A 25,672-nucleotide genomic window follows, 5' to 3' on the forward strand; every position below is an offset into this window, starting at 1 on the left:
TCCCTGGTCGTGCCGTCGAGGTCCCGGCCGACCCGCGGGGTCCCGGATCCGGTAACAGCTCTAGTGGATGTCGGCCGCGACGGGCGTACCGGCTCGGTTGCGGGCCGCGGGCACCATCAGGGGCGTGCCGGTCTCCGGGTCGTCGATGATCCGGCAGGAGAGCCCGAACACGTCCTGGATGAGCTCGGCGGTCATGATCGTCGCGGGGTCGCCCTCGGCCGCGATGACGCCGCCGGGCTTCATCACGATGAGGTGGGTGGCGTAGCGGCAGGCCTGGTTGAGGTCGTGGAGCACCGCGACGATGGTCTGCCCCTTGTCCTCGTGCAGGTCGGCGCACAGGTCGAGCACCTCGACCTGGTGGGCGATGTCGAGGAAGGTGGTCGGCTCGTCCAGGAGCAGGATGGACGTCTGCTGCGCCAGCACCATGGACAGCCAGACGCGCTGGCGCTGGCCGCCCGAGAGGTCGTCGACGGGTCGTTCGGCGAGTTCGAGGACGCCGGTTTGGCGCATGGCCTCCGCGACGGCGGCCTCGTCCTCGGCGGACCACTGCTTGAGCAGCTTCTGGTGCGGGTAGCGGCCGCGGGCGACGAGGTCGCCCACCGAGATGCCGCCGGGCGCGGTGGAGGTCTGCGGGAGCAGGCCGAGTCGGCGCGCGACCTCCCGGGAGCGGTAGGTGGAGATCGCGGCCCCGTCGAGGTAGACCTCGCCGGCCTTCGGCTTGATCATCCGGGCGAGCGCCTTGAGCAGGGTGGACTTCCCGCAGGCGTTCGGTCCGATGATGACGGTGAAGGAGTGGTCGGGGATGACCACGTCCAGGGAGGTGGCCACCGTCCGCTGGTCGTAGGTCAGGGTCAGGCCCTCGGCCCCCAGGCGTGCGGCGGGGGGATTCTTTCCAGTCATGCGCGGCTCTTTCGTGACTCCGTGACCAGCAGCCAGATCAGGTACAACCCGCCGACGGTGCCGGTTGCCGTGCCCACCGGCAGGAGGGCGGGGGAGAAGAGGCGCTGGACGGCGAGGTCGCCGCCGGCCAGCAGGAGTGCGCCCATGGCGGCGGACGGCACCAGTGCGGGTCCCGAGGAGCGGGACAGCTTGCGGGCCAACTGGGGCGCCGCGAGCGCGACGAACGCGATGGGTCCGGCCACCGCGGTGGCGAACGCGGCGAGCGCGACGCTGATGACGAGCAGGGCCGTGCGGCTCGCGCCGACGTTGACGCCGAGCGCGGTGGCCGTGTGGTCGCCCATCTCCACCATGGAGAGCCGGCGGGCGAACACCAGGGCGAGCGGGAGGAGTACGGCGACGGCGAAGCCGATGGCAGCGGCGTGTTCCCAGCCCCGGTTGCCCAGGCTGCCGATGAGCCAGGCCTGGGCCTCCAGGGCCTCCTGCCAGCTGGCCCGGGTCATCAGGTAGGAGTTGGCGGCGAGCAGCAGGGCGCTCACGCCGATGCCGATGACGACGAGTCGGAAGCCCTGCATGCCGCTGCCGAGGAGGAGCAGGTACATCACGGCGGACGTGGCGAAGCCGCCGATGAGCGCGCCGATGGCGATCTGGGTCATGCCGCCGTTGAGGACGACGATGACGATGAGGGCACCGGTCGCCGACCCGGTGGTGAAGCCGATGATGTCGGGGCTGCCCAGCGGGTTCTTGGTCAGGCTCTGCAGGATGGCCCCGCTGACGGCGAGCGCCGCGCCGACGCACAGCGCGGTCACGAGGCGGGGCATGCGCAGGGTGTTGACGATGAAGTCGGCGGCGCCGCCGCCGTCGCCGAAGAGGGCCTGGAGCACCTCGCTGACGGACAGTTCGAAGTCGCCGGTGGTCAGGCTGACCGTCATGACCGTCACGAGGAGGGCCAGCAGGATGGCGGTGACGGCGATCGTACGGCCCTGTACGCGCACGGACCAGCGTCCGCGCGGGGTGCGCAGGACGGTGCCGCTGACGATGCGGGGCTTCGGGTCGCGGGTGGTGGCGGGGGCTCGTACCCCGGGTGCGGGGCTCACAGCATGACCAACTTTCGGCGCCGGCACAGCGCGATGAACAGCGGTGCGCCGAGGAACGCGGTGACGATGCCGACCTGGATCTCGTCGGGCGCCCCGATCACCCGGCCCAGTACGTCCGATCCGAGCAGCAGGACGGGGGCGATCAGCATGGAGTACGCCAGGATCCACCGCTGGTCGGCGCCGACCACGAACCGGGCGATGTGCGGAACCGCCAGGCCGACGAAGCCGATCGGGCCGGCGGCGGCGGTCGCGGCGCCGCACAGCAGCATGACGGCGACGGCCCCCAGCACCCGGGTCCGGCCGACGTTCACGCCGAGGGCCCGGCCCACGTCCTCGCCCATGCCGAGGGCGTTGAGCGAGGGGGCGATCCCGAGGGCGATGAACAGGCCCACCACGACGAAGGGCAGGATCAGGTACACGAAGTCGAGGTTGCGGCCCGCGAGGGCGCCGACCGTCCAGAACCTGAACTTGTTGAAGGCCTGCGGGTCGAGGAGCAGGACGGCCGTGTTGAAGGCGGTGAGCACCGCCGTGACGGCGGCTCCCGCGACGACCAGCCGGTCGGGGGTGGCCAGGCTCCGTCCGGAGGAGCCGAGGACGAACACCAGGACCGAGGCGAGGGCGGCGCCGATGAACGCGAACCAGACGTAGCCGAGGGCCGCGCCGACGCCGAGGAACGAGATCGCGATGACCACGCCGGTCGAGGCGCCGAGGCTGACGCCGAGCAGTCCTGGGTCGGCGAGCGGGTTGCGGGTCAGTGCCTGCATGAGCGCGCCGGACAGTCCGAGGGCCACGCCGACGACGAGGCCGAGGAGGGTGCGGGGGATCCGGTACTCGTGGATGATGGCCGAGGCCTGCGAGCCGTCGGGGTGCCGGAGCACGCCCCAGGTGGCCGTGAACGGGATGCCCCGGGTGCCGACCCACACGCTGAGGAGCGCGACCAGGACGAGTGCGCCGAGCCCGACGAGGAGGCCCATCCCCCGCGCCGCGGTGACGGCCCGGGACTTCGGCGGTGCGAGCGGAGCCCGGGCACCGGTCCCCGGTACCGCCTGGGTTTCAACCGACGACAACGACTCCCCCTGGCGGTGGTTGGCCGGCGATGTATGAAAGGTGATGCACCGACAGCAGGATGATACTTAGGTGAGCCTAAGCGAACCCTCCGCACCGGGTCAACGCGCGCCCGCAGCACGTAAGCAGGGCATACGGGACAGGCACTGGACGCCACGCCGAGGGAACAGCTATTTAAGGTAGCCTTACCTAACTGTTTGATCATCGCATGCGCGCGGAGGAAACACATGCTCGACGGAGGACCGACGGGGAGCCAAGTCCTCCGAAAAGCGATAGGGGGACAACGGCGCCGCATCGCGACGGCGTCGGCCCTCGGCATGGCCCACCAGGGCTGCGAGGCCCTGGTCCCCGTCGTCATCGGTGTCATCATCGACCGGGCCGTGACGACGGGATCATCCGGGGCCCTGCTGCGCTGGCTCATCGTCCTCGCCGTCCTGTTCCTCGTGCTCTCCACCTCCTACCGGATCGCGGCGCGGATCACCGACGGCTCGGCGGAACACGCCGGCCACGGCCTGCGCCTCACCCTCGGCCGCAAGGTGCTCGACCCGCGCGGCGGCGCCGACAAGGGCCGGCTGCCCGGAGCGCTCACCTCCATCGCCACCGGCGACGCGACCCGCGTCGGCGCGACCGCCGCCGCGGTGACGTACGCGGTGTCGGCGCTCGCCGGCCTCGTCATCAGCGCGGTGGCGCTGCTGCGCATCTCGGTGCCGCTGGGCCTGTTGATCCTGCTCGGCGTGCCGCCCCTGCTGTGGCTCGGCCACCTCATCAGCCGCCCCCTGGAACAGCGCAGCGAGGTCGAACAGGACCGCGCCGCGCACGCCTCGGGCGTCGCCGCCGACCTCGTCGCCGGCCTGCGCGTGCTCAAGGGCATCGGCGCCGAGGCCGCGGCCGTGTCCCGCTACCGCAGCACCAGCCGGGACTCCCTCGCCGCCGCGCTGCGCGCCGCCGGCAGCCGGGCCTGGCACGACGGCGCGATCCTCGCCCTGACCGGCATCTTCATCGCGATCATCGGACTGGTCGGCGCGCACCTCGCGATGAACGGCTCGATCAGCGTCGGCGAACTCGTCGCGGCGGTCGGGCTCGCCCAGTACCTGCTGGGCCCGTTCCAGCTCCTGACCTACGTCAACGGCGAGTTCGCCCAGGGCCGCGCCTCCGCCGAGCGCATCGCCGAGGTGCTCGCCGCGCCGCCCGCCGTCACCGCCGGAACGGCCGCGCTCCCCCACCACCTCAAGGGGCGCGTCCGGTTCAGCGGCGTCACGTACGGGGCGCTGCGCGGCCTGGACCTCGACGTCGCTCCCGGAACCCTGATCGGCGTCGTCGCCGGGAACCCGGCCGCCGCCGACGACCTGTTGCTGTGCCTGGGCCGCGAAACGGACCCCGACGAAGGGGTGATCGAGCTCGACGGGGTGGCGCTGACCGACCTGGACCCGGACGACGCCCGCCGGGCGATCCTCGTCGCCCACCACGACGCGGACCTCTTCGAGGGCAGCCTCCTCGACAACGTGCGGGCGGCCCTGCCCGGCGAGGACGCCGACCCGGGGCCGGCGCTCGCCGCCGCCACCGCCGACGACGTCGCCCGGGCCCTGCCGCAGGGCGTGGACACCCCCCTCAGCGAGCGCGGCCGGTCCCTGTCCGGCGGGCAGCGCCAGCGCGTCGCCCTGGCCCGGGCCCTGGCCGCCGACCCGCCCGTCCTGGTCGTCCACGACCCGACGACGGCGGTCGACACGGTCACCGAGTCCCGCATCGCGGCCCGCCTGAAGCTGCTGCGACCCGGCCGCACCACCTTCCTGGTGACCACGAGCCCCGCCCTGCTCGCCGAAACCGACCGGGTGGTGGTGCTCGACGAGGGCGCAGTCACCGCGCACGGCCGCCACCAGGACCTGGTCTCCACCGACGCCGCCTACCGCGCGACGGTGCTGGCATGACGGACACGAACGCGAGAACCGCCGCCGAAGCGCGCGCGGACCACGAGGACGCGCACGACGAAGGACGGACGATGAGCGGATCCAGCACCGGCGGGCGCGAGCTGCTGCCCACGGCCGACGGCGCCCGGACCCTCGCCGTCCTACGGACGCTGCTGCGCGGGCACCGCCTGCTGGCCTTCTGCGCGTTCGGCGTCCTGGTCCTGGGAACGGGCATCGGCCTGCTGACGGCCCCGCTGCTCGGACGCATCGTCGACCTCGTCGTCGAGCGGGCCGGAGCGGGCTCGCTGACCGTGCCGATGATCCTCCTGCTGGTCGTGGCGGTGGCGCGCGGCGTCGCCACCGCGATCGGCAGTTCGCTGGTCGCCCGGCTCGGCGAGACGATCCTGGCGAACCTGCGGGAACGCTTCATCGCCCGGGCCCTGCGGCTGCCCCTGGAACGCGTCGAGCGGGCCGGGTCCGGGGACCTGACCTCCCGGGTCACCGGGGACGTGACCGTGATCGCCCGGGCCGTGCGCCAGGCGCTGCCCGAGTTCGCGGGCGCCCTGCTCACCATCGTGCTGACCCTGGCCGGACTGGCCGTCCTGGACTGGCGCTTCCTCGCCGCGGTGCTGCTCGCCGTACCGGTCCACGTACTGTCCGTGCGCTGGTACGTCCCCCGCGCGTCCTCCGTCTACGCCGCACACCGGGTGGCGACGGGCGCGCTCCAGCACCAGCTCCTCGACAGCATCGGCGGCGTCCGCACCGTCCGGGCGTTCCGGCTCGGCGGGACGCACGAGCGACTCCTGGAGCAGCGCTCCGAGGAGGCCGTCGGCTTCGCGCTGCGCGGCATCCGGCTCGTGTCCGGGTTCTTCTCCCGGTTGAACCTCGCCGAGTTCATCGGCCTGGCGGGGGTCCTGGTCACCGGCTTCTTCCTCGTCGACAACGGGTCCGTCAGCATCGGCACGGCGACCGCGGCCGCCCTGTACTTCCACAGCCTCTTCAACCCGGTCAACGCGGCGCTGTTCCTCATCGACGAGGCCCAGTCCGCGGGCGCGAGCCTGGCCCGGCTGGTCGGCGTGTCCGACCTTCCGGCCGAACGCGAGCCCGAGAGCCGGGCGGTGCCCGCCGACGGTTCCGTCACGGTGCGCGCGCTGAGCCACGCCTACGTGCCGGGGCACCCGGTGTTGAGCGGGGTCGATCTGGAGGTGCGCGGCGGCGAGCGGGTCGCGCTGGTCGGCGCGAGCGGCGCCGGCAAGACCACCCTCGCCAAGCTCATCGCCGGGGTGCACGACCCGTCCGGCGGCTCGATCCTCCTCGGTGGCGTCGACGCCCGGGAGCTGGGCCCCGTCGGGGTCCGGCGGGCGGTGACGCTGATCAGCCAGGAGGTCCACGTGTTCGCCGGGCCGCTGGCCGAGGACATGCGGCTGGCCCGGCCGGAGGCCACCGACGAGGAACTGCGCGCGGCCCTCGACCGGGTGGGGGCCCTGGAGTGGGCGCTCGCGCTGCCCGAGGGCCTCGCCACGGTGGTCGGTGAGGGCGGGCACCGGCTCACGGTCACCCAGGCCCAGCACCTGGCCCTGGCCCGTCTGGTCCTCGCCGACCCGCCGGTGGCGATCCTGGACGAGGCCACCGCCGACGCGGGCAGCGCCGGCGCCCGCGTCCTGGAGTCGGCCGCGCTGCGGGCCCTGGAGGGGCGGACCGGCCTGATGGTCGCCCACCGGCTCCCCCAGGCCGCGACCGCCGACCGGATCGTGGTCCTCGACCAGGGCCGGGTCGTCGAGACCGGCACGCACGACGAACTCGTCACCGCGGGCGGGCGCTACGCCGATCTGTGGGCCGCTTGGTCCGCCAGCCGCCGGGAGCCCGGCGACGCGGCCGCGCTGCCCGTGCCGCGCGAGCCCGTACCCCCGTCGGTGACGCCGAACTGACCGCGCGGGGCCGCCGGCCCCGAACGAGAACGTCGCGTGTCCTTCCCCCGGAATGCCCGGTGGAGGGACACGCGACGTTCTCGTGTGCCCGCCCGCTCGGGGGCCGCCGACCCGCGCGGCCCGCCGCGCGCCGGCGGTATCCGGGCGGGGCTCCACCGGCTCCGAGCCACCGGTGCGCCCCTCCCCCGCAGTGTGGCGTACGAGCGTCCCGCACGCGCCCGGAACCCCTCCCCGCACCGCCCGTACGGGCGTCCCGCACCCGGCACCCGACACCCGTACGCACGACGCCGCCCGCGGCGAGGAGGGTTCCTCGCCGCGGGCGGCGTCGTGGTGCCGGGCGCGGGATCAGGCCTGCTGGGCGGCCAGGCTCGCGGGGCGCAGGTCGGTCCAGTTGGTCTCGACGTAGGTCAGGCACGCGTCCCGGGTGTCCTCACCGAAGACGGTCCGCCAGCCCGCCGGCACCTGGGCGAAGGACGGCCACACCGAGTGCTGGTTCTCGTCGTTGACGAGGACCAGGAAGCGGCCCTGCGGGTCCTCGAACGGGTTGGTGGTCATGCGTTCTCACTCCTCATGGACATAACGGTGAACAGCTCCGAGAGCGGCTGTCCGGGCTCGGCCACCACATGGCGCAGCAACCGGCGAAGTTCTTCGGCCAGCCGGCGGGCCTTGGCCCCGCCGAGCAGGTCGGTGGCGTGGATCAGTTCGCAGTGGACCGGTCCGTCGCCGCGCGGCTCGTAGAAGCTGAGCGTCAGCTCCGCCTTCGCCGAGCCGGTCGGCACCGCGTGGAAGGATCCCACGCCGCCCTCCAGCTGTCCGAGGTCCGCCTGTTCGTGGTGGATCACCATGACCTGCGGTCCCCCGTCGGGCAGCGCGGTGGCACGGACGACCGCGTCGAACGGAACGTCCTGCCGGTCCAGGGCGCTGAGCGTGATCTCCCGCACCCGGCCCAGCAGTTCGGCGAAGCTGGGGTCGCCCGCCGTGTCGGTGCGCAGCACCACCGTGTTGAAGAAGCAGCCGACGAGGTCGGCGAGCTGCTCCTCGCCCCGGCCGGCGACCATCGTACCGATCGGCAGGTCGGTGCCCGCACCGTGGGCGGTGAGCAGGGCCGACAGCGCCGAGTGCAGCACCATGAACATGCTGGTGCCGGTGGACTGGGCGAGCGCGTCCACGTCGGCGTGCAGCCGCTCGTCCAGGACGAAGGAGACGTAGTCGCCGCCCGGGCCGCGGCCCTCGGGGGCCCGCGGCCGCGGCCGGTCCACGGGCAGCGCGAGCTGCTCGGGGACGCCGGCCAGGTTCTCCTGCCACCAGGTGAGTTGGCGGGCGGCGAGGCTGTCGGCGTCGGCCGGGTCCCCGAGGACCCGCTCGGCCCAGGTCGCGTAGTCCGCGTAGCCGACGGGCAGCGGCTCCCAGGCGGGGGCGCCGCCCTGGGCGCGGGCCTCGTAGGCCTCGGTGAGGTCGCGGAACAGCGGGACCACGGACCATTCGTCGACCGCGAGGTAGTGCGCGGTGATCAGCAGGGCCTGCTCGCCGTCGGCCGCGGTGAGCAGCCGGGCCCGCAGCGGTGCCTCGCGGGTCAGGTCGGGGTGCAGCGCGGCGAGTTCGCCGAGCCGGGTGTCGAGGTCGGCGCAGGTTTCCGCCTCCAGCGCCGGGTGGGGCGCGGGTTCGCGGCGTACGGCGCCGTCGTGCTCGGCGAAGCGGGTGCGCAGCGGCTCGTGGCGGGTGACGACGTCGTCCAGGGCGGCGGCCAGGGCGGCCGGGTCGAGGGCGCCGGGAGAGCGGAGCACCAGCCCGTGGTCGAAGCCGTCCCAGCGTCGGTGGGCCTCCCACTGCCAACGCTGTACGGGGGCCGGTCCGCTGGTGTCGGCGCCGGCCTCCGCCGGGCGCAGGGCCGGGCGGGCGGCGGCGGCGCCGTCGAGCTTGGCGGCGAGGCCGGCGACGGTCAGGGCGTCGAAGACGTCGCGGATGCTCAGCTCGACGCCGAACTCGGCGCGGATGCGGCCGAGGAGGCGCATGGAGGCCATGGAGTGGCCGCCGAGGGCGAAGAAGTTGTCGTGGACGCCGACTTCGTCGAGCTGGAGGATCTCGCCGAACAGGCCGGCGAGCTTGGCCTGGGTGGCGCCGACGGGGCGGGCGCCGCCGGTCATGCCGGACCAGTCGGGCGCGGGCAGCGCCTTGTGGTCGAGCTTGCCGTTGGGGGTCAGCGGCAGCGGGCCGTCCAGGGTGACGACGAGGGCGGGGACCATGTACTCGGGCAGCTGTCCGGCCACGTGCGCCCGGACGTCCTGGGGGTCGAGCACGCCGTTCTCGGGGACGACGTAGCCGACGAGACGGACGATGTCGCCGGCCCGGTCGGGAACGATCGTGGCCTGGCCGACGGCGGGGTGCGCGACGAGCGCGGCCTCGATCTCGCCGAGTTCGATGCGGAAGCCGCGGATCTTGACCTGGGTGTCGACGCGGCCGAGGAAGTCGAGGTTCCCGTCGCGGCGCCAGCGAGCCCGGTCGCCGGTGCGGTACATGCGGCTGCCGGGGGCGCCGAACGGGTCGGCGACGAACCGTTCGGCGGTCAGGGCGAACCGGCCGAGGTAGCCGCGGGCCAGGCCGCGCCCGGAGACGTACAGCTCGCCGACCACGCCGGGGGGGACGGGCTGGAGCCGGTCGTCCAGGACGTAGGCGAGGGTGTTGGGGTCGGGCGCGCCGATCGGGACGCGGGCGCCGGGCCGCAGCTGCGCGCCGCGCGAGGGCCACAGGGTGGAGTTGACGGTGGCCTCGGTGAGTCCGTAGGCGCAGATCAGGTTCGCCGTGGCGCCGAACCGCTCGAAGAGGTCCGGCGGCACCGTCTCGGTGCCGACCAGGACGGTCGAGCCCTCGGGCAGCGCGCAGCCGGCGGGCAGCGCGGACACCAGGGACGGCGGCAGGATCATGTGGCTGATCGCGTGGTCGGCCAGGAAGTCCGTGAGGGCCGGTCCGGCGACGCGCGCCTCGTCGGTGATGAGGACGAGGCGACCGCCGTGGCAGAGCGCCATCGCGAGTTCGAAGACGAACACGTCGAAGCCGATGGAGGCGAACTGCAGGACGTGGCTGTCGGCTTCCAGGCCCATCCGGTCGACGGCGGTGGCGACGAGGCTGGAGATGCCCTCGTGGGGGACCACGACGCCCTTGGGCTTTCCGGTGGAGCCGGAGGTGTAGATGACGTACGCGGCCTGGTCCAGGGCGACCGGCGGGGTGGGTACGGCGGTCGTCGGCTGGAGGGCCAGCGCGGCGGCGGTGGCGGGCGCGTCGAGCAGCAGGACGGGGACGTCCGTGGCGGGGATCTTCCCGGCCACCGGCTCGGTGCCGACGACCAGGGTCGTCCGGGAGTCCTCGATCATGTAGCCGAGCCGGTCCTGGGGGTGGACCAGGTCCAGCGGCAGGAAGGCGGCGCCCAGTTTCAGCGCGGCCAGCACGGTCGCGATCATGTCGGCCGAGCGGGGCACGGCCACGCCGACGACGCTCTCGACGCCGACGCCCCGGGCGGCCAGCAGGTGGGCGATCCGGTTGGACCGGGCGTCCAGTGCGGCGTAGTCGAGGTGGCTGTCGCGGTCGACGACGGCGACGGCGCCGGGCCGCTCGGCGACGTGCCGGGCGAACAGGGCGGGCAGCGACAGTTCGTCGACCTCGCGCGGGCCGCCGTTGAAGCCGTCCAGGACGAGGCCGCGTTCGTCGCCCACCAGGAGCGGGGCGGCGGACACCGGCCGGTCGGGGGCGGCGGCGAGGGCCGCGGTCAGGGTGGTGAGGCGCTCGCCGATCCGCTCGGCGGTGTCCTGGTCGAAGAGTTCGGTGGCGAACTCCAGCCGGCACACCAGCGAACCGGCCTCGCCGTCGGCGGAGGTCTGCTCGGTGAAGCTGAACACGAGGTCGAACTTGGCGGAGCGGATCCGGAAGGGCACGTACTCGACGCCCAGACCGGCCAGGTCCAGTTCGCCCTCGGTGCGGGCGTGGTAGCCGACCATCACCTGGAACAGCGGGTTGCGGGCCAGCGAACGGGTCGGGTTGAGCTTCTCGACGACCGACTCGAAGGGCACGTCGGCGTGCGAGAACGCGGCGAGGTCGGTGTCGCGGACCCGGGCGAGCAGTTCGGTGAAGGTGGGGTCGCCGCTGAGGTCGGTGCGCAGCACCAGGGTGTTGACGAAGAAGCCGACGAGGTCGTCGAGGGCCTCGTCGCCGCGGCCGGCGATGGGCGAGCCGAGCGGGATGTCGGTGCCGGCGCCGAGGCGGTGCAGCAGGGTCGCGACGGCCGCGTGGACCACCATGAACATGCTGACGCCGTTGTCCTTGGCCAGCCGCTTGAGGCCCTGGTAGGCGGGGCCGTCGAAGGCGAGGTCGAGTTCGGCGCCGGTGAAGGCGGGGCGGGCCGGGCGGGGCCGGTCGGTGGGCAGTTCGAGTTCCTCGGGGGCGCCGTCCAGGGTGCGGTGCCAGTGGTCGAGCTGGCGGGCGGCCAGGCTCCGCGCGTCGGCCGGGTCGCCGAGCAGCTCGCGCTGCCAGAGCGCGTAGTCGGCGTACTGGACGGGCAGCGGCTCCCAGTGCGGGGCGCCGCCGGACCGGCGGGCGGCGTAGGCGGCGGCCAGGTCGCCGAGGAAGGGGCGGTCGGACCACTCGTCGGTGGTGATGTGGTGCAGGAGGATCACGACGACGTGCTCCTCGGGCGCCACCTCGATGACGGTGACCCGCAGGGGCAGTTCGGCGGCGAGGTCGAAGGGCCGGTTGATGGCCGCGTCGACCAGGGCGGCGGCCTCCTCCTCGGTGGCGCGCAGGTGCTCCACCGGCGGGTGGGACCGGCCGGCGGGCAGGATCCGCTGGTGGGCCTGCCCGTCGCGTTCGACGAACAGGGTCCGCAGGGCCTCGTGGCGGTCGGTGACGTCGGCCAGCGCGGCCCGCCAGGCGGTGAGGTCGAGGTCGCCGCGCAGCCGCATGACCAGCGGGAAGTTGTACGCGGCGGAGGTGTCCTCCAGCTGCTGGATGACCCACAGGCGCTGCTGGGCGTGGGAGAGCGGCAGTTCCTCGGGGCGCTCGCCGGCCACCAGGGCGGGGCGCGCGTCGGCCTGCGAGCCGGCGGCGCGCACGACGAGTTCGGCGACGGTCGGGGCCTCGAAGAGGTCCCGGATGGCCAGTTCGGCGGAGAGCGCGGTGCGGGCCCGGGCGATCAGGCGGGTGGCGAGGAGCGAGTGCCCGCCCAGCTCGAAGAAGTTGCTGTCGATGTCGACGCTGCCCTCGGTGAGGCCGAGGACCTCCGCGAACAGCGCGCAGAGGGTCTCCTCGCGCGGGGTGCGCGGGGAGCGGCCGGCGCCGGCGCCCGCGAACTCGGGGGCGGGCAGGGCCTTGGTGTCGAGCTTGCCGTTGACGGTCAGCGGCAGGGTGTCGACGGCCACCAGGGCGGCCGGGACCATGTAGTCGGGCAGCGAGGCCTTGAGGTGCTCGCGCAGGCTCTGCGTGAGGGCCTCGCCGCGTTCGGCGCCGTCCTCGGGGACCACGTAGCCGACCAGGCGCTTGCCGGCCGCCCGCTCGTTGACGACGACGGCGGCGTGGGCCACGTCGGGGTGCGCGGACAGGGCGGTGGCGATCTCGCCGAGTTCGATGCGGTAGCCGCGGATCTTGACCTGGTCGTCGGTGCGGCCCAGGAAGTCGATCAGGCCGTCGGGGCGCTGTCGTACGAGGTCGCCCGTACGGTACATGCGCTCGCCGGGGGCGCCGAACGGGTCGGCGACGAACCGCTCGGCGCTCAGGGCGGGCCGGTCGTGGTAGCCGCGGGCCAGGCCGGTGCCGGCGATGTACAGCTCGCCGGGGCAGCCGGGCGGGACCGGGCGCAGCATGGCGTCCAGGACGTAGCCGCGGGTGTTGCGGATGGGGCGGCCGACGGTGGGGGTGGCGCTGTCGGCGGTGGATCCGCCGAGGGTGTTGATCGTGTACTCGGTGGGGCCGTACAGGTTGTAGCCGTAGGTGCCGTCGGTCTCGGCGAGGCGGTTCCAGACGGTGTCGGAGACCGCTTCGCCGCCGAGCAGGACGAGGGCGGGGCGGTGCTTGCCGGCGGCCTCGTCGTGGTCGAGGAGGCCTTCCTCGATGAGCAGTTGGGCGTAGGTGGGGGTGACGTTGACGACGTCGACGCGGTGGTCGTCGCAGTAGGCGACCAGGGCTTCGGCGTCGCGGCGCAGTTCCTCGTCGCAGACGTGGACCTCGTGTCCCTCGACGAGCCAGAGCAGCTCCTCCCACGACATGTCGAAGGCGAAGGAGACGGTGTGCGCGATGCGCAGGCGCCGGCCGCCGGTGGCGGCGATCGCCGGGTCGAACACCTCGACCTGGTGGTTGAGCTGCATGTTCGTCAGGCCGCGGTACGGGGTGACGACGCCCTTGGGCTTGCCGGTGGACCCGGAGGTGTAGATGACGTACGCCGGGTGCTCCAGCCGGCCGGGGACGCCGTGCGCGAACGCGGGGCGCTCCGCGTCGGTGACCTCGGCTCCGGGCAGGGCGGCCAGTTCGGCGATCACGGCCGGGTCGTCCAGGGCGACCTCGGGGGCGAGCGGACCCGAGTCGGCGCGCAGCGTCGGGGCGACGGCGAGGGTGGTGAGCAGGCACAGCGGCCCGGTGTCCTCGACCATCAGGCGGAGCCGGTCGGCCGGGTGGTCCAGGTCGAGCGGCAGGTAGGCGGCGCCGGTGCGCAGGACCGCGAACAGGGCGACGACCATCTCGATGGAGCGGGGCAGCGCGAGGGCGACCGTCCGCTCGGGGCCGGCGCCGCGGGCCAGCAGCAGGCGGGCCGTGCGGTTGATCCGGGCGTCGAGTTCGGCGTAGGTGAGGGCGGTGTCGCCGAAGACGAGGGCGACGGCGTCGGGGGTGCGGGCCACCTGGCCGGCGAGCAGGTCGGCGACGGTCTCGTCGGGGACGGGCTCGTCGCTGGCGGCCCAGGCGGCGGTCAGGTCGGCGTGCTCGTCGGGGAGCAGCAGGTCCAGGGCGCCGACGGGGGCGGTGAGGTCGCCGAGGAGGCGCTCGACCAGGGTCCGGTAGCGGTTCAGGGTGGCGGCGGCCCGCTCGTCGTCGATGAGGTCGGGGCGGTACTCCAGCTTGACCTGGACGCGCTCGGCCGGGTTGACGATGAGGGTCATCGGGTAGTGGGTGGCGTCGACGCTGCCCACTCCGGTGATGTCGTGCCGGTCGGTGAGCTCGCGGAACGCGCCCTCGTCGGCGAAGTTCTGCAGCACGTACAGGGTGTCGAACAGGACGGGGTGGCCGCCGGCCCGCTGGAGTTCGGCGAGGCCCAGGTACTCGTGGTCCATCAGCGCCATGCGCTCGCTCTGGACGCGCCGCAGCAGCTGGGCGACGGTCTCCTGGGGGCGCAGGGAGATCCGCAGCGGGACGGTGTTGAGGAACATGCCGATGGTGGTGTCGGCGCCGGGGACGTCGGCCGGGCGGCCGGCGACGGTGGCGCCGAAGACGACGTCGTCGCTGCCGACGGCGGCGGACAGCACCAGCGCCCAGGCGGCCGAGAGGACGGCGTTGATGGTCAGGCCGTGTTCGCGGGCGGTGCCGCGCAGTCGGTCGCTGAGGTCGGCGCCGAGGTCGAGGGCGTGACGGCGCGGGATGGTGGGTTCGCCGCCGCGGCCCTTGGCGACGAGCGTGGGCTCGTCGAGTCCGGCGAGGGCGCTGCTCCAGGTGGCGCGGGCCGCGTCGAAGTCCTGGCCGGCGAGCCAGCTCAGGTAGTCGCGGTAGCTGCCGGGGGTGCGCAGGTCGCTGTCGTCGCCGGCGGCCGCGTACAGGGCGAGGAGTTCGTCGAGGAACAGGGACTGGGACCAGCCGTCCCAGGCCACCAGGTGGTGGCTGAGCATGAGGCGGTCGGTGTTCTCGGTGAGCCGGATCAGCCGGAGCCGGAACAGCGGGGGCGAGGCGAGGTCGAAGCGGCGCAGCCGGTCGGCGTCGGATATTTCGGTGAGGCGGGCCTCGCGCTGTTCCTCGGTGAGGCCGGTCAGGTCGGTCTCGGTGAGCGGTACGGGGACCTCGGCGGCCGGGCCGACGAACTGCACGGGGGCGGGCAGGCCGTCGGAGGTGATGCCGGCGCACAGGCTGGGGTGCCGGGCCAGCAGGGCGGCGGTGGCGGCGCGCAGCCGGTCCAGGTCCAGGCGGTGGCCGAAGTCGAAGCAGTCCTGGGCGGTGTAGACGTCCAGGCCGTCGGTGTCGTAGCTGGCGTGGAAGTGGATGCCCTCCTGGAGGGGGGACAGCGGCCAGATGTCGGCGACGGGGACGGGGCTGACCTGGGCGACCCGGTCGATCTCGGCCTGGGTGAGCTGGACGAGCGGCAGGTCGGAGGGGGTCAGGGAGCCGGTGGTGGAGTCGGATCCGGCGGCTTGGGCGACGAGTTCGCGCAGCGCCTCGGCCCAGGCCAGGCCCAGGGCGTGGACGTCGTCCTCGGCCAGTGCCCGGCCGGCCGGCCAGGTCCAGGTGGCGCGCAGTTCGGGGCCGTTCGGGGTGTCCGCGCAGACGGCGTTGATCTGGAGCGGGTACGGCATCGCGAGGCCGGCGTCCGGTTCCACGGACAGGGCGTCGGACTCGGCGGCGGGCGCCCAGTCGACGGCCTGGTCGGCAGGGAGCCGACCGAAGTAGTTGAACAGCACCTGGGCGCTGGACAGTTGAGCGAAGACGGGGGCGAGCTGCGGGTTGAGGTAGCGCAGCATGCCGTATCCGGCGCCGGAGTCGGGGGCCGAGCGGACGGACTCCTTGACGGCCTTGAGGGTGTCCAGGGCTCCGTCGGCGGCGGGCAGCCGGACGGGGTGCAGGCCGGTGAACCAGCCCACGGTGCGGGACAGGTCCAGGGCGGTGCCGTCGCGGCCGTGGCGTTCCAGGTCGACGAGCAGGTCGGCGGCCGGGTCGCCGCCGGTGGCGGCGCGGCGCCGGGAGACGGCCAGGCGCAGCGCGGCGAGGAGGACCTCGGTGACGTCGGCGCCGGCGGTCGCGGGGACGGACGTGAGCAGCGCGCGGGTCTCGTCGGTGGTGAGGGTGACGGTGTGGTCGCGGGCGTCGCCCGCGGTGCCGGACCGGTCGGCGCCCGCGACGAGCTCGGCGCCGGGGGCCAGGGTCTTGGCCCAGTACGGGAGTTCGGCCTGGCGCTGCGGGGAGGTGGCCTGCTCGGCGATCTCCCGGGCGAAGCGGCGCAGCGAGGCGGGTACGGGTTCCAGCTCGGGCCGGCGGCCCTGGACCTCGGCGTCCCAGGCCGCGGCGAGGTCGCCGAGCAGGACGCGCCAGGACACGCCGTCCATGACGAGGTGGTGGACGACGAGCAGCAGTCGGCCGGGGGTGGCGGTGCCCGCGTCGAACCAGACGGCCCGCACCATGGCGCCGGTGTCGGGGTCGAGGCGGCCGGCGGCGGCGTCGGACTCGGCGGCGATCAGGGCGCGCAGGGCGGCGGCGTCGAGACCGGTGGCGTCGACGCGGTGCAGCAGGGCGGCGGCGTCGACGCTGCCGGCCGGGGTGGTGACGGCGGACCACAGGGCCGGGATGGCCGGGCCGAGGTCCATCCGGGTCAGCCGGGTGCGCAGGCCGTCGTGGTGGTCCAGGACGGCCTGGAGGACCCGGGTCAGGGTGTCGGCGTCGGCGGCGGCGGGCGCCTGGAGCAGCATCGAGAGGTTGAACCGGCCGATGGGGCCGCCGTCCTCGCGGAGCTGGTGGACGATCGGCAGCAGGGTGACGTCGCCGACGCCGTCGGTGTCGGCGGCCGGGGCGCTCGCGGTGTCGGCGGCGCCGGTGGCGGCCGCGAGGGCGGCCGGGGTGCGGTGTTCGAAGACCTCGCGGGGGCTGACCGACAGGCCGGCCTTGCGGGCCCGGCTCGCGACGGACATGGACAGGATGCTGTCGCCGCCGAGCATGAAGAAGTCCTCGTCGGCGTCGACCGCGTCGAGACCGAGGACCTCGGCGAAGATCGCGCAGAGCTGCTGCTCGCGGCCCTCGCGGGAGGCGCGGGCGGCCGCCTTGCGGCGGACCGTGGGGGCGGGCAGGGCCTTCAGGTCGGTCTTGCCGCCGGGGGTGAGCGGCAGCGCGTCGAGGGCGACGAAGTGGCTGGGCAGCATGGGCGCGGGCAGCTTGGCGCTCAGCGCGGCGCGCACGGCCTCGGTGTCGAGGGCGTCGGCCCGACCGCCCTGCCCGGGGACCAGGTAGGCCACCAGTTGCTTGACCCCGCGCTCGTCGTCGCGGGCGACGACCACCGCGTCGCCGACGGCCGACTCGTCCCGCAGCCGCGCTTCGATTTCGCCGAGTTCCACCCGGTTTCCCCTGATCTTGACCTGGTGGTCGGTGCGCCCGAGGTAGGTGAGCACGCCGTCCGCGTTGAACTGGACCATGTCCCCGGTGCGGTACATCCGCGCGCCCGGCGTGCCGAACGGATCGGCGACGAACCGCTCCGCGGTGAGCGCGGTGCGTCCGTGGTAGCCGCGGGCGAGTTGCGCGCCCGCGAGGTAGAGCTCGCCCGGCTCGCCCGGGGCGACCGGGCGCAGGTACCGGTCGAGGACGTGCAGCCGGGTGTTCCACACCGGCCGGCCGATCGGCACGGTCGCCGCGTCGGCCGACTCGGCGCCCGCCTGCCAGCTGGTGACCTGGACGACGGCCTCGGTGGGCCCGTACACGTTGTGCAGGGGCACGCCGGTGCGCTCCTGCCAGCGCCGCGCGAGCGGGACGGGCAGGGCCTCGCCGCCGCTGAAGGCGCGCCGCAGGCTCGCCCACCAGGGGGCGCCGTCGCCGTCCTCGGCGAGCAGGGCGGTGTACAGCGAGGGCACCAGGTCGACGTTGGTGACGCGTTCGGCGCGGATCAGCTCGGCGAGGTAGGCCGGGTCGCGGTGGCCGTCGGGCCGGGCGATGACGACGGTGCCGCCGGTGATCAGCGGTACGAAGATCTCCTGGACGGAGGGGTCGAAGCTGGTCGAGTACTGGTGCAGCACCCGCTCGCCGGGCCCGAAGCCGAACTCCTCGGCGGTCCAGGCGAGCTGGCCGACGACGGCCCGGTGCGGGACCACGACGCCCTTGGGCAGACCGGTGGAGCCGGAGGTGTAGATGACGTACGCGGCGCCGTCCGGGTCGACGGGCGCGAGGGCGGCGCCCGCGGCGGCGACCTCCGCTCCGGGGTCGTCGAGCAGGAGCGGGGTGACGCCGTCGAGGGCGGGCAGCTTCGCCAGGGCCGACGCGGTGGTGACGACGGTGCGGGCACCGGAGTCGGACAGCATGTGGCGGACCCGCTCGGCGGGGTAGTCCACGTCGACGGGCAGGTAGGCGGCGCCGGCCTTCATGACGGCCAGCAGGGCGGTCAGGGAGGCGGCGGAGCGGGGAACGGCGACGGCCACGACCGATTCGGCGGCCACCCCGAGGGCGGCGAGCCGGTGGGCCAACGCCTCGGCGCGGGCGTCCAGTTCGGCGTAGGTGGTCCGACCGTCCTCGTCGACCAGGGCGACGGCGTCGGGGGTGCTGCGGGCCTGTTCCTCGAACGCCCCGTGCACAGTGCCGGCGGGCAGTCGCCGCTCGGCGCCGGCGAGGACGGCGAGGGTGGTGCGCAGCTCCGCCGCGGGCTGGGTGGCGATCCGGCCGACGGGCAGCTCCGGGTCGGTGGTGACCTGTTCCAGCACGCTGAGCAGCCGGTCGGCGAACCGGGCGGCGGCGGGGGCGTCCAGGCGGGCCGGGTCGTGGTCGAGCTGGAGGCGGATCGTGGCGCCGGGCATCACGGTGAGGGCGAGCGGGTAGTGCACCGAGTCGTCGATGCTGGAGCCGAGGATCCGGACCAGGCCCCGCGGGTCGGACACGTCGCCGGCCTCGGGCAGGTTCTCCACCACGACGAGCGCGTCGAACAGGTCGCCGCGGCCGACGGCCCGCTGGATCTCGGAGAGCCCGAGGTGCTGGTGGTCCAGCAGTTCGGCCTGGCCGTCCTGGAAGGCGGCGAGGACCTCGGCGAGGGACTGCTCGGGGCGCCGGGTCAGCCGGGCGGGCACGGTGTTGATGAGCAGGCCGACGAGGGACTCGATGCCCTCGACGGGGGCCTGCCGGCCGGACACGGTGGTGCCGATGACCAGGTCCTGGGCGCCGATCACATCGCCGAGGACCAGGCCGAACGCACCCTGCACCACGGAGGCGAGGGTGAGCCCGAGGCGGCGGGTGCGGGCGGTGAGCGCCTCGGTCCGGGCGGCGTCCAGTTCCACGGTGATCCGGCCGGATCCGGCGCCGGGCGTCCGGCCGGCGCGGTACGGGAGTCCGTCGGTGGCGTCGAGTCCGGTGAGGGCTTCGCGCCAGGCGGCGCGGGCCAGCTCGCGGTCGCGGCCGGCGAGCCAGCCGGTGTAGGCGCGGTAGGCCGGGTCGGCGACGACGGGGGCGGCGGGGGCGCCGGGCCGGTAGCCGTCGAGCAGTTCCCGCATCACCAGGGAGACGGACCAGCCGTCGACGATGATGTGGTGCATCGTCAGGATCAGCAGGGAGCGCTCGGCGCCGAGCCGGACCAGGGCCGCGCGCATCAGCGGCGGCGCCCCGAGGTCGAAGCCGCGCTCGCGCTCGGCGGCGACGGTCTCCCGGACGGCGGCGTCCTGCCGGACCCGGTCCTGGCCGCTCAGGTCGGTGAAGCGCCAGGGCACGGCGACGTCGGCGCCGATGACCTGGACCACGGGCCCGTCGGGGTGCTGGCGGAAGGCGGCGCGCAGCAGCGGGTGCCGGTCCAGCAGGCGCTGCACGGCGGTCCGCAGGGCCTCGGGGTCGACGTCGCCGCCGAGTTCGACGGTGTCCTGGACGGCGTAGCCGTCGGCGCCGTCGCGGTCCATGACCGCGTGGAAGAAGAACCCTTCCTGCAACGGGGTGGCCGGGACCACGTCGAGCAGGTCGCCGATGCCGGCGGCGAAGTCGGCGCGGTCCTCTGCGGTGAGCGGGATCAGGGCGAACGGCTCGGCCGGCGCGGTCGCGGCCGGTGCCTGTTCGGGGGCGGCGCCGGCGGCGCGGGCGAGGGCGGCGACGCTGCGGAGGCGGAACACCTCGCGGGGGCTGATCGCGAGTCCGGCCGCGCGGGCGCGGGTGACGAGCTGGATGGCGACGATGCTGTCGCCGCCGAGCTCGAAGAAGCTGTCGTGGACACCGACCGACGGCAGTCCGAGGACCTCGGCGAAGAGGCCCGCGAGGGTGGTCTCGGCCGGGGTGGTGGGGGCCGCGTCGCCGGTCATCGCCGTCCACGCCGGGTCGGGCAGGGCGCGGGCGTCGAGCTTGCCGTTGGGGGTCAACGGCAGCGGGCCGTCCATCCGGACGACGGCCGAGGGGACCATGTGGTCGGGCAGGCCCTGCGCGACCTCGGCGCGGGCGGCGGTGACGGCCGCGCCGGCCCCGGCGGCGTCCAGGGAGGCGTCGGCCACGAGGTAGGCGACGAGCCGCTTGGCGGCGCGCTGGTCCTCGCGGACCAGGACGGCGGCCTGGGCGATCCCGGAGCAGGCCATGAAGGCGCTCTCGATCTCGCCGGGCTCGATGCGGTGGCCGCGGATCTTGATCTGGCCGTCGGCCCGGCCCAGGAAGTCGAGGTTGCCCTCGGCGGTCCAGCGGACCCGGTCGCCGGTGCGGTACATGCGGGTGCCGGGCTCGCCGAACGGGTCGGCGACGAAGCGCTCGGAGGTCAGGCCGAAGCGGCCGAGGTAGCCGCGGGCGAGGCCGCGGCCGGCGACGTACAGCTCGCCCTCGACGCCGACGGGGACCGGACGCAGCGCGGAGTCCAGGACGTAGGCCCGGGTGTTGGGGTCGGGTTCGCCGATCGGGACGGGGCCCTGCCAGTCCGGACGGGCGCGCCACAGCGTGGAGTTGACGCTCGCCTCGGTCAGGCCGTAGGCGACGACGATCTGCAGGCGGTGCGACCAGCGGGCGATGAGCTCGCTCGGCACGGCCTCGGTACCGACCACGAGGACGGCGCCCTCGGGGAGTTCGCAGTCCTGCGGCATCGCAGACACCAGCGAGGGCGGCAGGATCATGTGGGTCGCGCGGTGCTCCGCGATGTAGTCGGTGAGCGCGGGGCCCGCGACGCGGCGTTCGGTGGGGACGACGATGATCCGTCCGCCGACGCACAGCGACATGATCAGGTCCCAGACCGTCACGTCGAACCCGACGGAGGCGAACTGGACGACCCGGCTGTCGGCGGTGATGCCGATCCGCTCGGTGGCGGTGGCGATGAGGCTGCCGACGCCGTCGTGGGGCACGACGACGCCCTTGGGGCGGCCGGTGGAGCCGGAGGTGTAGATGACGTACGCGGCCCGGTCGAGCGGGACGTCCAGGCCGAGCGGGGTGGGGTCCTGCGCGGCGAGCGCGGCGGCCGTGCCGTCCTCGTCGAGCAGGACCATCTCCAGGCCCGGGAGCTCCGGCAGGCCCGCGGCCTGCTCGCGCGCGGTGACGACCGTACGGGCGCCGGCGTCCTGGAGCATGTAGGCCAGGCGGTCCCGCGGGTGGTCGGAGTCCAGCGGCAGGTAGGCGGCGCCGGCCTTCATCACGGCGAGCAGGGCGGTGACCAGCTCGGGCGAGCGGGGCAGCGCCACGCCCACGACGTCCTCGGCGCCCACGCCGCGGGCGGCGAGCAGGCGGGCGAGCCGGTTGGCGGCGGCGTCCAGCTCGGCGTAGGTCAGTTCGCGGTCCTCGCAGACCAGGGCGACGGCCTGCGGTCCGCGCAGCACCTGCGCCTCGAAGGCGGCCGGCCAGGACAGTTCGGGCGACTCGCTCGGGGAGACGCCGAAGTCCTCCAGCAGCAGGGCGCGTTCGGCGGCTGTGGTGAGTTCGAGCCGGCCGACCCGCCGGTCGGGGTCCTCGGCGAAGGCGTCCAGGAGGGCGCGGAAGCGCTCCTGGTGGGCGACGAGGCCCGCCTCCGAGCACTGGTCGGCGTCGGCGTCGAACAGGATGCGGACGGCGCCGCGGATGGATTCGCCGACGGTGACGGCGAGGTCGCTGACCGCGCCGAGCCACTGCGGGCGCAGGTCGGACCGGTGGTCGCGAAAGCGCAGCCAGTCCGTGCCGGGCAGGATGTTGACGGTGGGGCCGACGAGTTCGGCCACGCCCTCGACGAGGCCGAGTTCCTTGGCCAGGTCCTCGGCGCGGAAGCGGCCGTGCGCGACGGCTTCGTTGATCCGCTCGTCGGTCTGCGCCAGCAGTTCGCGGACGGTGGTGCCGGGGCGTACGGACAGCCGCAGCGGCACGATGTTGGAGACCATGCCCGGGACGCCCAGGACGGCGCGGTCCTGTCGGCTGGTGACGGGCAGGCCGAGGACGAGGTCCTGTTCTCCGGTGGTGCGGTGCAGGTAGGCGGCCACGGCGGCGACCAGTAGGCGGGACACCCGCACGCCGGAGGCCTGGGAGGCGGCCTTGAGGCGGTCGGTGGCCGCCACGGAGAGTTCGGCGGTGCGCCGGTAGCGGTGCGTGATGATCTTCTGGCCGACCTCGACGAGACGGACCGGCCGCGGCCGGTCGGCGAACCGCTCCAGCCAGTACGCCCGGTCCGCGACGTACGCCTCGGAGGCCCGGTAGGCCTGCTCGGAGGCGACGAGGCGGTTCACGTCCCAGGAGACGGGCGCGGCGGGCCGGGCGCCGGTGTACAGCTCGCCCGCGCGGCGGGAGAGCAGGCCGATGCTGATGCCGTCGATGACGAGGTGGTGGTAGCACTGGTACCACAGCACCCGGTCGTCGGCGAGGCGCAGCAGGGTGTGGGAGAACAGCGGGCCGGACGCGAGGTCCAGGGGGCGGGCGCGGCGGGCGCCCATCCACTCCCAGGCGGCGTCCTCGGGGTCGGTCTCCGCGCGCAGGTCGATGACGGGGACGTCGGTGGGTTGGCGGTGGGGAAGCTGGCGGGGGCTGCCGTCCGCGTCGGTGGTGAAGACGACGTGGAGGCAGTCCGCCTCCTCGACCACCTGCCGCACGGATGCGGCGAGGTGGTCGAGGTCGACGTCACCGCGCAGTTCCAGGGTGAACGAGACGTTGAAGGCCGAACTGTCCGGCTCGATCTGCTGAGCAAGCCAAATTCCGGACTGCCCACCGGTCACGGGCGTACCGGCGGCAGCGTTCCGGTCGGACTCGGCGTCAAACATCGTTCAGAGGGCCTTTCCCTGGTCGTGCGTCGGTGCTGGTGCGTTACTTGATGGCTTCGAGCTTCGGCACGACCTGGTCGATGGCGAACGGGATGCTCAGCACTGTGTTGAAGGAGAGCGCGGCGCCGATGTCCGGGCTGTCGTACGGGAGGAACAGGTCCCGCTTCTCCATGTTGACCTTGGTCTTCGTGTACAGCGGGTCAGCCTTCATGGCCGCCTCGGTGTCGGCGGTGCCGAGCCACACGGTGCGGTCGGCCTCCATCACGTCGAAGCGCTCGGAGCTGAGCTCGGCGACGTTCTCCTTGCCCAGGGCGGTGCGGTAGGCCTCGGAGGTGGTGAAGCCCATCTCGGTCAGGAAGATGACCTTCGGGTCCTTGGGCGAGAACGCGGCGAACTTGCCGGGCTCGATGGGCTCGCCCACCACGACCGTCTTGTCCTTCCACTCCGGGTGCTTGTCCCGGACGGCCTTGAAGCGGGCGTCGATGCCGGAGATCAGCTTGTCGGTCTCGGCGTCCTTGCCCAGCGCCTTGCCGATCTGCTTCGTCATGACCTGCCACGAAGCCTGGTAGTCCTCGGCGCCCTTGGGCTGCGCGACGACCTTGGCGATCTTCGACAGGGTGTCGTACTGCTCCTTCTTCATGCCCGAGTACTGGGCGATGATCAGGTCCGGCTTGAGGGCCGCGATCTTCTCCATGTTGTACTCGTCGCGCTCACCGACGACCTGCGGCGGGGTGGAGCCCCACAGGTCCTTCGCCCACGGCCACTTGCCGTACGGCTCCTCCTTGAACCAGGCGATGGAGCCGACGGGCTTCACACCGAGCGCCAGCACGGCGTCCTGGTCCGACAGGCCGAGGGTGACGACCTTCTTCGGCTCGGCCGTGATGGTCGTGCTGCCGTACTTGTGGTCGACCGTGACGGGGAAGGTGCCGCCCGACTTCGCGGAGGCCTCTCCGGACGGCTTCGACTCGGCCTTCTCGCCACCGCCACCACAGGCGCTCAGGACGAGTGCGGCGGCGGCGGCGACTGCCACGCGGGGGAGGTTTCTGACGGCTCTCGCCAGCGCGGGGCGGGTCCCAACGGACACGGGCTTTCCTTTCACGGGGTTCTTCACAGTGCGTGCCTCACCCGCCCGGCCGGACGGCGTGGCCGGGCGGGAGGCGAGTGGTGGGGCGGGGCGGACGGGGTCCCTAGCGGGGCGTGCCGACCCCGTCGACGACGCGTTCGGCTTCGTCGACGGCCTTCGGGGTGCGCTCGATCACCGAGTCCAGGATCTCGCCGACCCGGATCGCGGTGTTCGACAGCAGGGACGAGGTGATGCCGTGCGTGTGCTCGGTACCGCCCTGGAGGTAGATGCCGCAGCGCAGCGCGGGGTCCGTCGTGATGCGGTAGTCGCGCTCGACGCTGACGCGGCCCTCGTCGTCGCGGTGGCAGTAGCCCTCGACGTCGCCGAGGAGGCCCAGGGCGTCGGCGGGCCGGTAGCCCGTCGCGTACACCACGACGTCGGCTTCCAGCGGGGTCTTCTCGCCGGAGACGAGCGACTCGACGGTGGTGAGCACCTTGTCCGGGGTCTCGACGACGTCCGAGAGGCGGGACACGTTGAGGAAGCGCAGGCGCTCCTCGCCCATCACCTTCTCCTGGTACGACTGGCGGTACAGGTCGTCGATCAGGTCGATGTCCACCACGGAGTAGTTCGTGTTGCCGTGGTAGTTCATCAGCTTGGTCTTGACCTCGCCGGGGGCGGTGAAGTACTCGTCCACGGCCGCCGGGTCGAAGATGCGGTTGGCGAACTTGCTGTCGTCGGCGGGGCTGTAGCCGTAGCGGGCGAACACCGCGCAGACCTCGGCCCCGGGGAAGCGGCGGTGCAGGAACGCCACGTTCTCGGCGGCGCTCTGGCCGGCGCCGACGACGACGAACCGGGTCGGGTCGGTGCCGTCCAGTTCGTCGACGCGACGCAGCAGGTCGGAGTTGTGCCAGACGCGGTCGGTGCGGTCCACGCCCTCGGGCATGTACGGGCGCAGTCCGGTGCCGATGACGAGGTTGCGGGCGCGGTGGGTCACCAGCTCGTCGCCCGAACGGGCCGTCACGTCCACGTACTCGATGACGCCGTCGCGCACGACGGGCCGCACGGCGACCACTTCGTGCCCGTAGGACACCATGTCGTCGACCTTCTCCGCGGCCCACTCGAAGTAGTCGTGGAACTCGACGCGCAGCGGGAAGAGGTTCTTGTGGTTGACGAAGTCGATCAGGCGGCCCCGGCTCTGCAGGTAGCAGAGGAAGCTGTACTCACTGGACGGGTTCCGCAGCGTCACCAGGTCCTTGAGGAAGGAGACCTGCATGGTCGCGTCCTCGAAGAGCATGCCCCGGTGCCAACCGAAACGCGGCTGCTGCTCGAAGAAGTGGGCAGTGACCGCCTCCTGCCGGCCGACGCGTGCGTTGTGCTCGGTGAGAGCGATCGCCATGGCCACATTGGACGGGCCGAAGCCGATGCCTATGAGGTCGTGAATCACCGGTGCGTCAGCAGGAAGAGCCTGTGACATGTCACTCCGATCGTGCGGGACCGCCGCCCGTGAGGCGTGGAAGGAGAATGTGGAGCAGGGCACGCCGACGAGCGGCGACCGAGCGAACTTAGGTAAAGCTAACCTGATCTCGCCACCCTGTCGACCAGACAAACCGGGCAAACAGCGGATTGCGTCCCCAAACGA

9 protein-coding genes are annotated in these 25,672 nt (G+C 73.6%); 2 read left to right on the forward strand and 7 right to left on the reverse strand.

The window, feature by feature from the left end; translation table 11 throughout:
• Nucleotides 1-60: 60 nt before the first annotated feature.
• Genes ACZ4XJ_RS35155 through ACZ4XJ_RS35165 form a run of 3 tightly spaced genes read right to left on the reverse strand, consistent with a single transcriptional unit; the run spans nucleotide 61 to nucleotide 3,061 of the window.
• Nucleotides 61-900 carry an ABC transporter ATP-binding protein gene (locus ACZ4XJ_RS35155; protein ID WP_362883656.1) on the reverse strand — a complete coding sequence of 280 codons (840 nt, stop codon included), beginning with the start codon at nucleotides 898-900 and terminating at the stop codon, nucleotides 61-63.
• Nucleotides 897-1,994: a FecCD family ABC transporter permease gene (locus ACZ4XJ_RS35160; protein ID WP_362883654.1), complete on the reverse strand. Its 1,098-nt coding sequence runs from the start codon at nucleotides 1,992-1,994 to the stop codon at nucleotides 897-899. The genes ACZ4XJ_RS35155 and ACZ4XJ_RS35160 overlap by 4 nt, the downstream gene beginning before the upstream one ends.
• On the reverse strand, nucleotides 1,991-3,061 hold the full coding sequence (locus ACZ4XJ_RS35165; protein ID WP_468498607.1) for a FecCD family ABC transporter permease: 1,071 nt from the start codon (nucleotides 3,059-3,061) through the stop codon (nucleotides 1,991-1,993). Before ACZ4XJ_RS35165 ends, ACZ4XJ_RS35160 begins: the two co-directional genes overlap by 4 nt.
• Before the next feature lie 225 nt (nucleotides 3,062-3,286).
• Between ACZ4XJ_RS35165 and ACZ4XJ_RS35170 the strand changes: the two genes are divergently transcribed.
• Nucleotides 3,287-4,984: an ABC transporter ATP-binding protein gene (locus ACZ4XJ_RS35170; RefSeq protein ID WP_468498608.1), complete on the forward strand. Its 1,698-nt coding sequence runs from the start codon at nucleotides 3,287-3,289 to the stop codon at nucleotides 4,982-4,984.
• A complete protein-coding gene (locus ACZ4XJ_RS35175; RefSeq protein ID WP_468498609.1) occupies nucleotides 4,981-6,891 on the forward strand; it encodes an ABC transporter ATP-binding protein in 1,911 nt (636 codons plus the stop codon). The genes ACZ4XJ_RS35170 and ACZ4XJ_RS35175 overlap by 4 nt, the downstream gene beginning before the upstream one ends.
• A gap of 345 nt (nucleotides 6,892-7,236) precedes the next feature.
• Here ACZ4XJ_RS35175 and ACZ4XJ_RS35180 read toward each other — a convergent pair whose 3' ends face one another.
• The 4 genes from ACZ4XJ_RS35180 to ACZ4XJ_RS35195 form a co-directional block, all read right to left on the reverse strand.
• Complete coding sequence (locus ACZ4XJ_RS35180; RefSeq protein ID WP_362883650.1) at nucleotides 7,237-7,446, reverse strand: MbtH family protein; 210 nt, start codon at nucleotides 7,444-7,446, stop codon at nucleotides 7,237-7,239.
• Nucleotides 7,443-22,970 carry an amino acid adenylation domain-containing protein gene (locus tag ACZ4XJ_RS35185; protein WP_468498610.1) on the reverse strand — a complete coding sequence of 5,176 codons (15,528 nt, stop codon included), beginning with the start codon at nucleotides 22,968-22,970 and terminating at the stop codon, nucleotides 7,443-7,445. The genes ACZ4XJ_RS35180 and ACZ4XJ_RS35185 overlap by 4 nt, the downstream gene beginning before the upstream one ends.
• A 43-nt stretch (nucleotides 22,971-23,013) precedes the next feature.
• Nucleotides 23,014-24,000, reverse strand: a complete 987-nt coding sequence (locus ACZ4XJ_RS35190; protein WP_362883646.1) for an iron-siderophore ABC transporter substrate-binding protein — start codon at nucleotides 23,998-24,000, stop codon at nucleotides 23,014-23,016.
• 157 nt (nucleotides 24,001-24,157) lie between these two features.
• Nucleotides 24,158-25,507 (reverse strand): lysine N(6)-hydroxylase/L-ornithine N(5)-oxygenase family protein, encoded by a 1,350-nt coding sequence (locus ACZ4XJ_RS35195; RefSeq protein ID WP_362883644.1) that lies wholly within the window; start codon nucleotides 25,505-25,507, stop codon nucleotides 24,158-24,160.
• Nucleotides 25,508-25,672 lie beyond the last annotated feature (165 nt).

This window comes from Streptomyces sp. NPDC029836 (assembly GCF_055574495.1).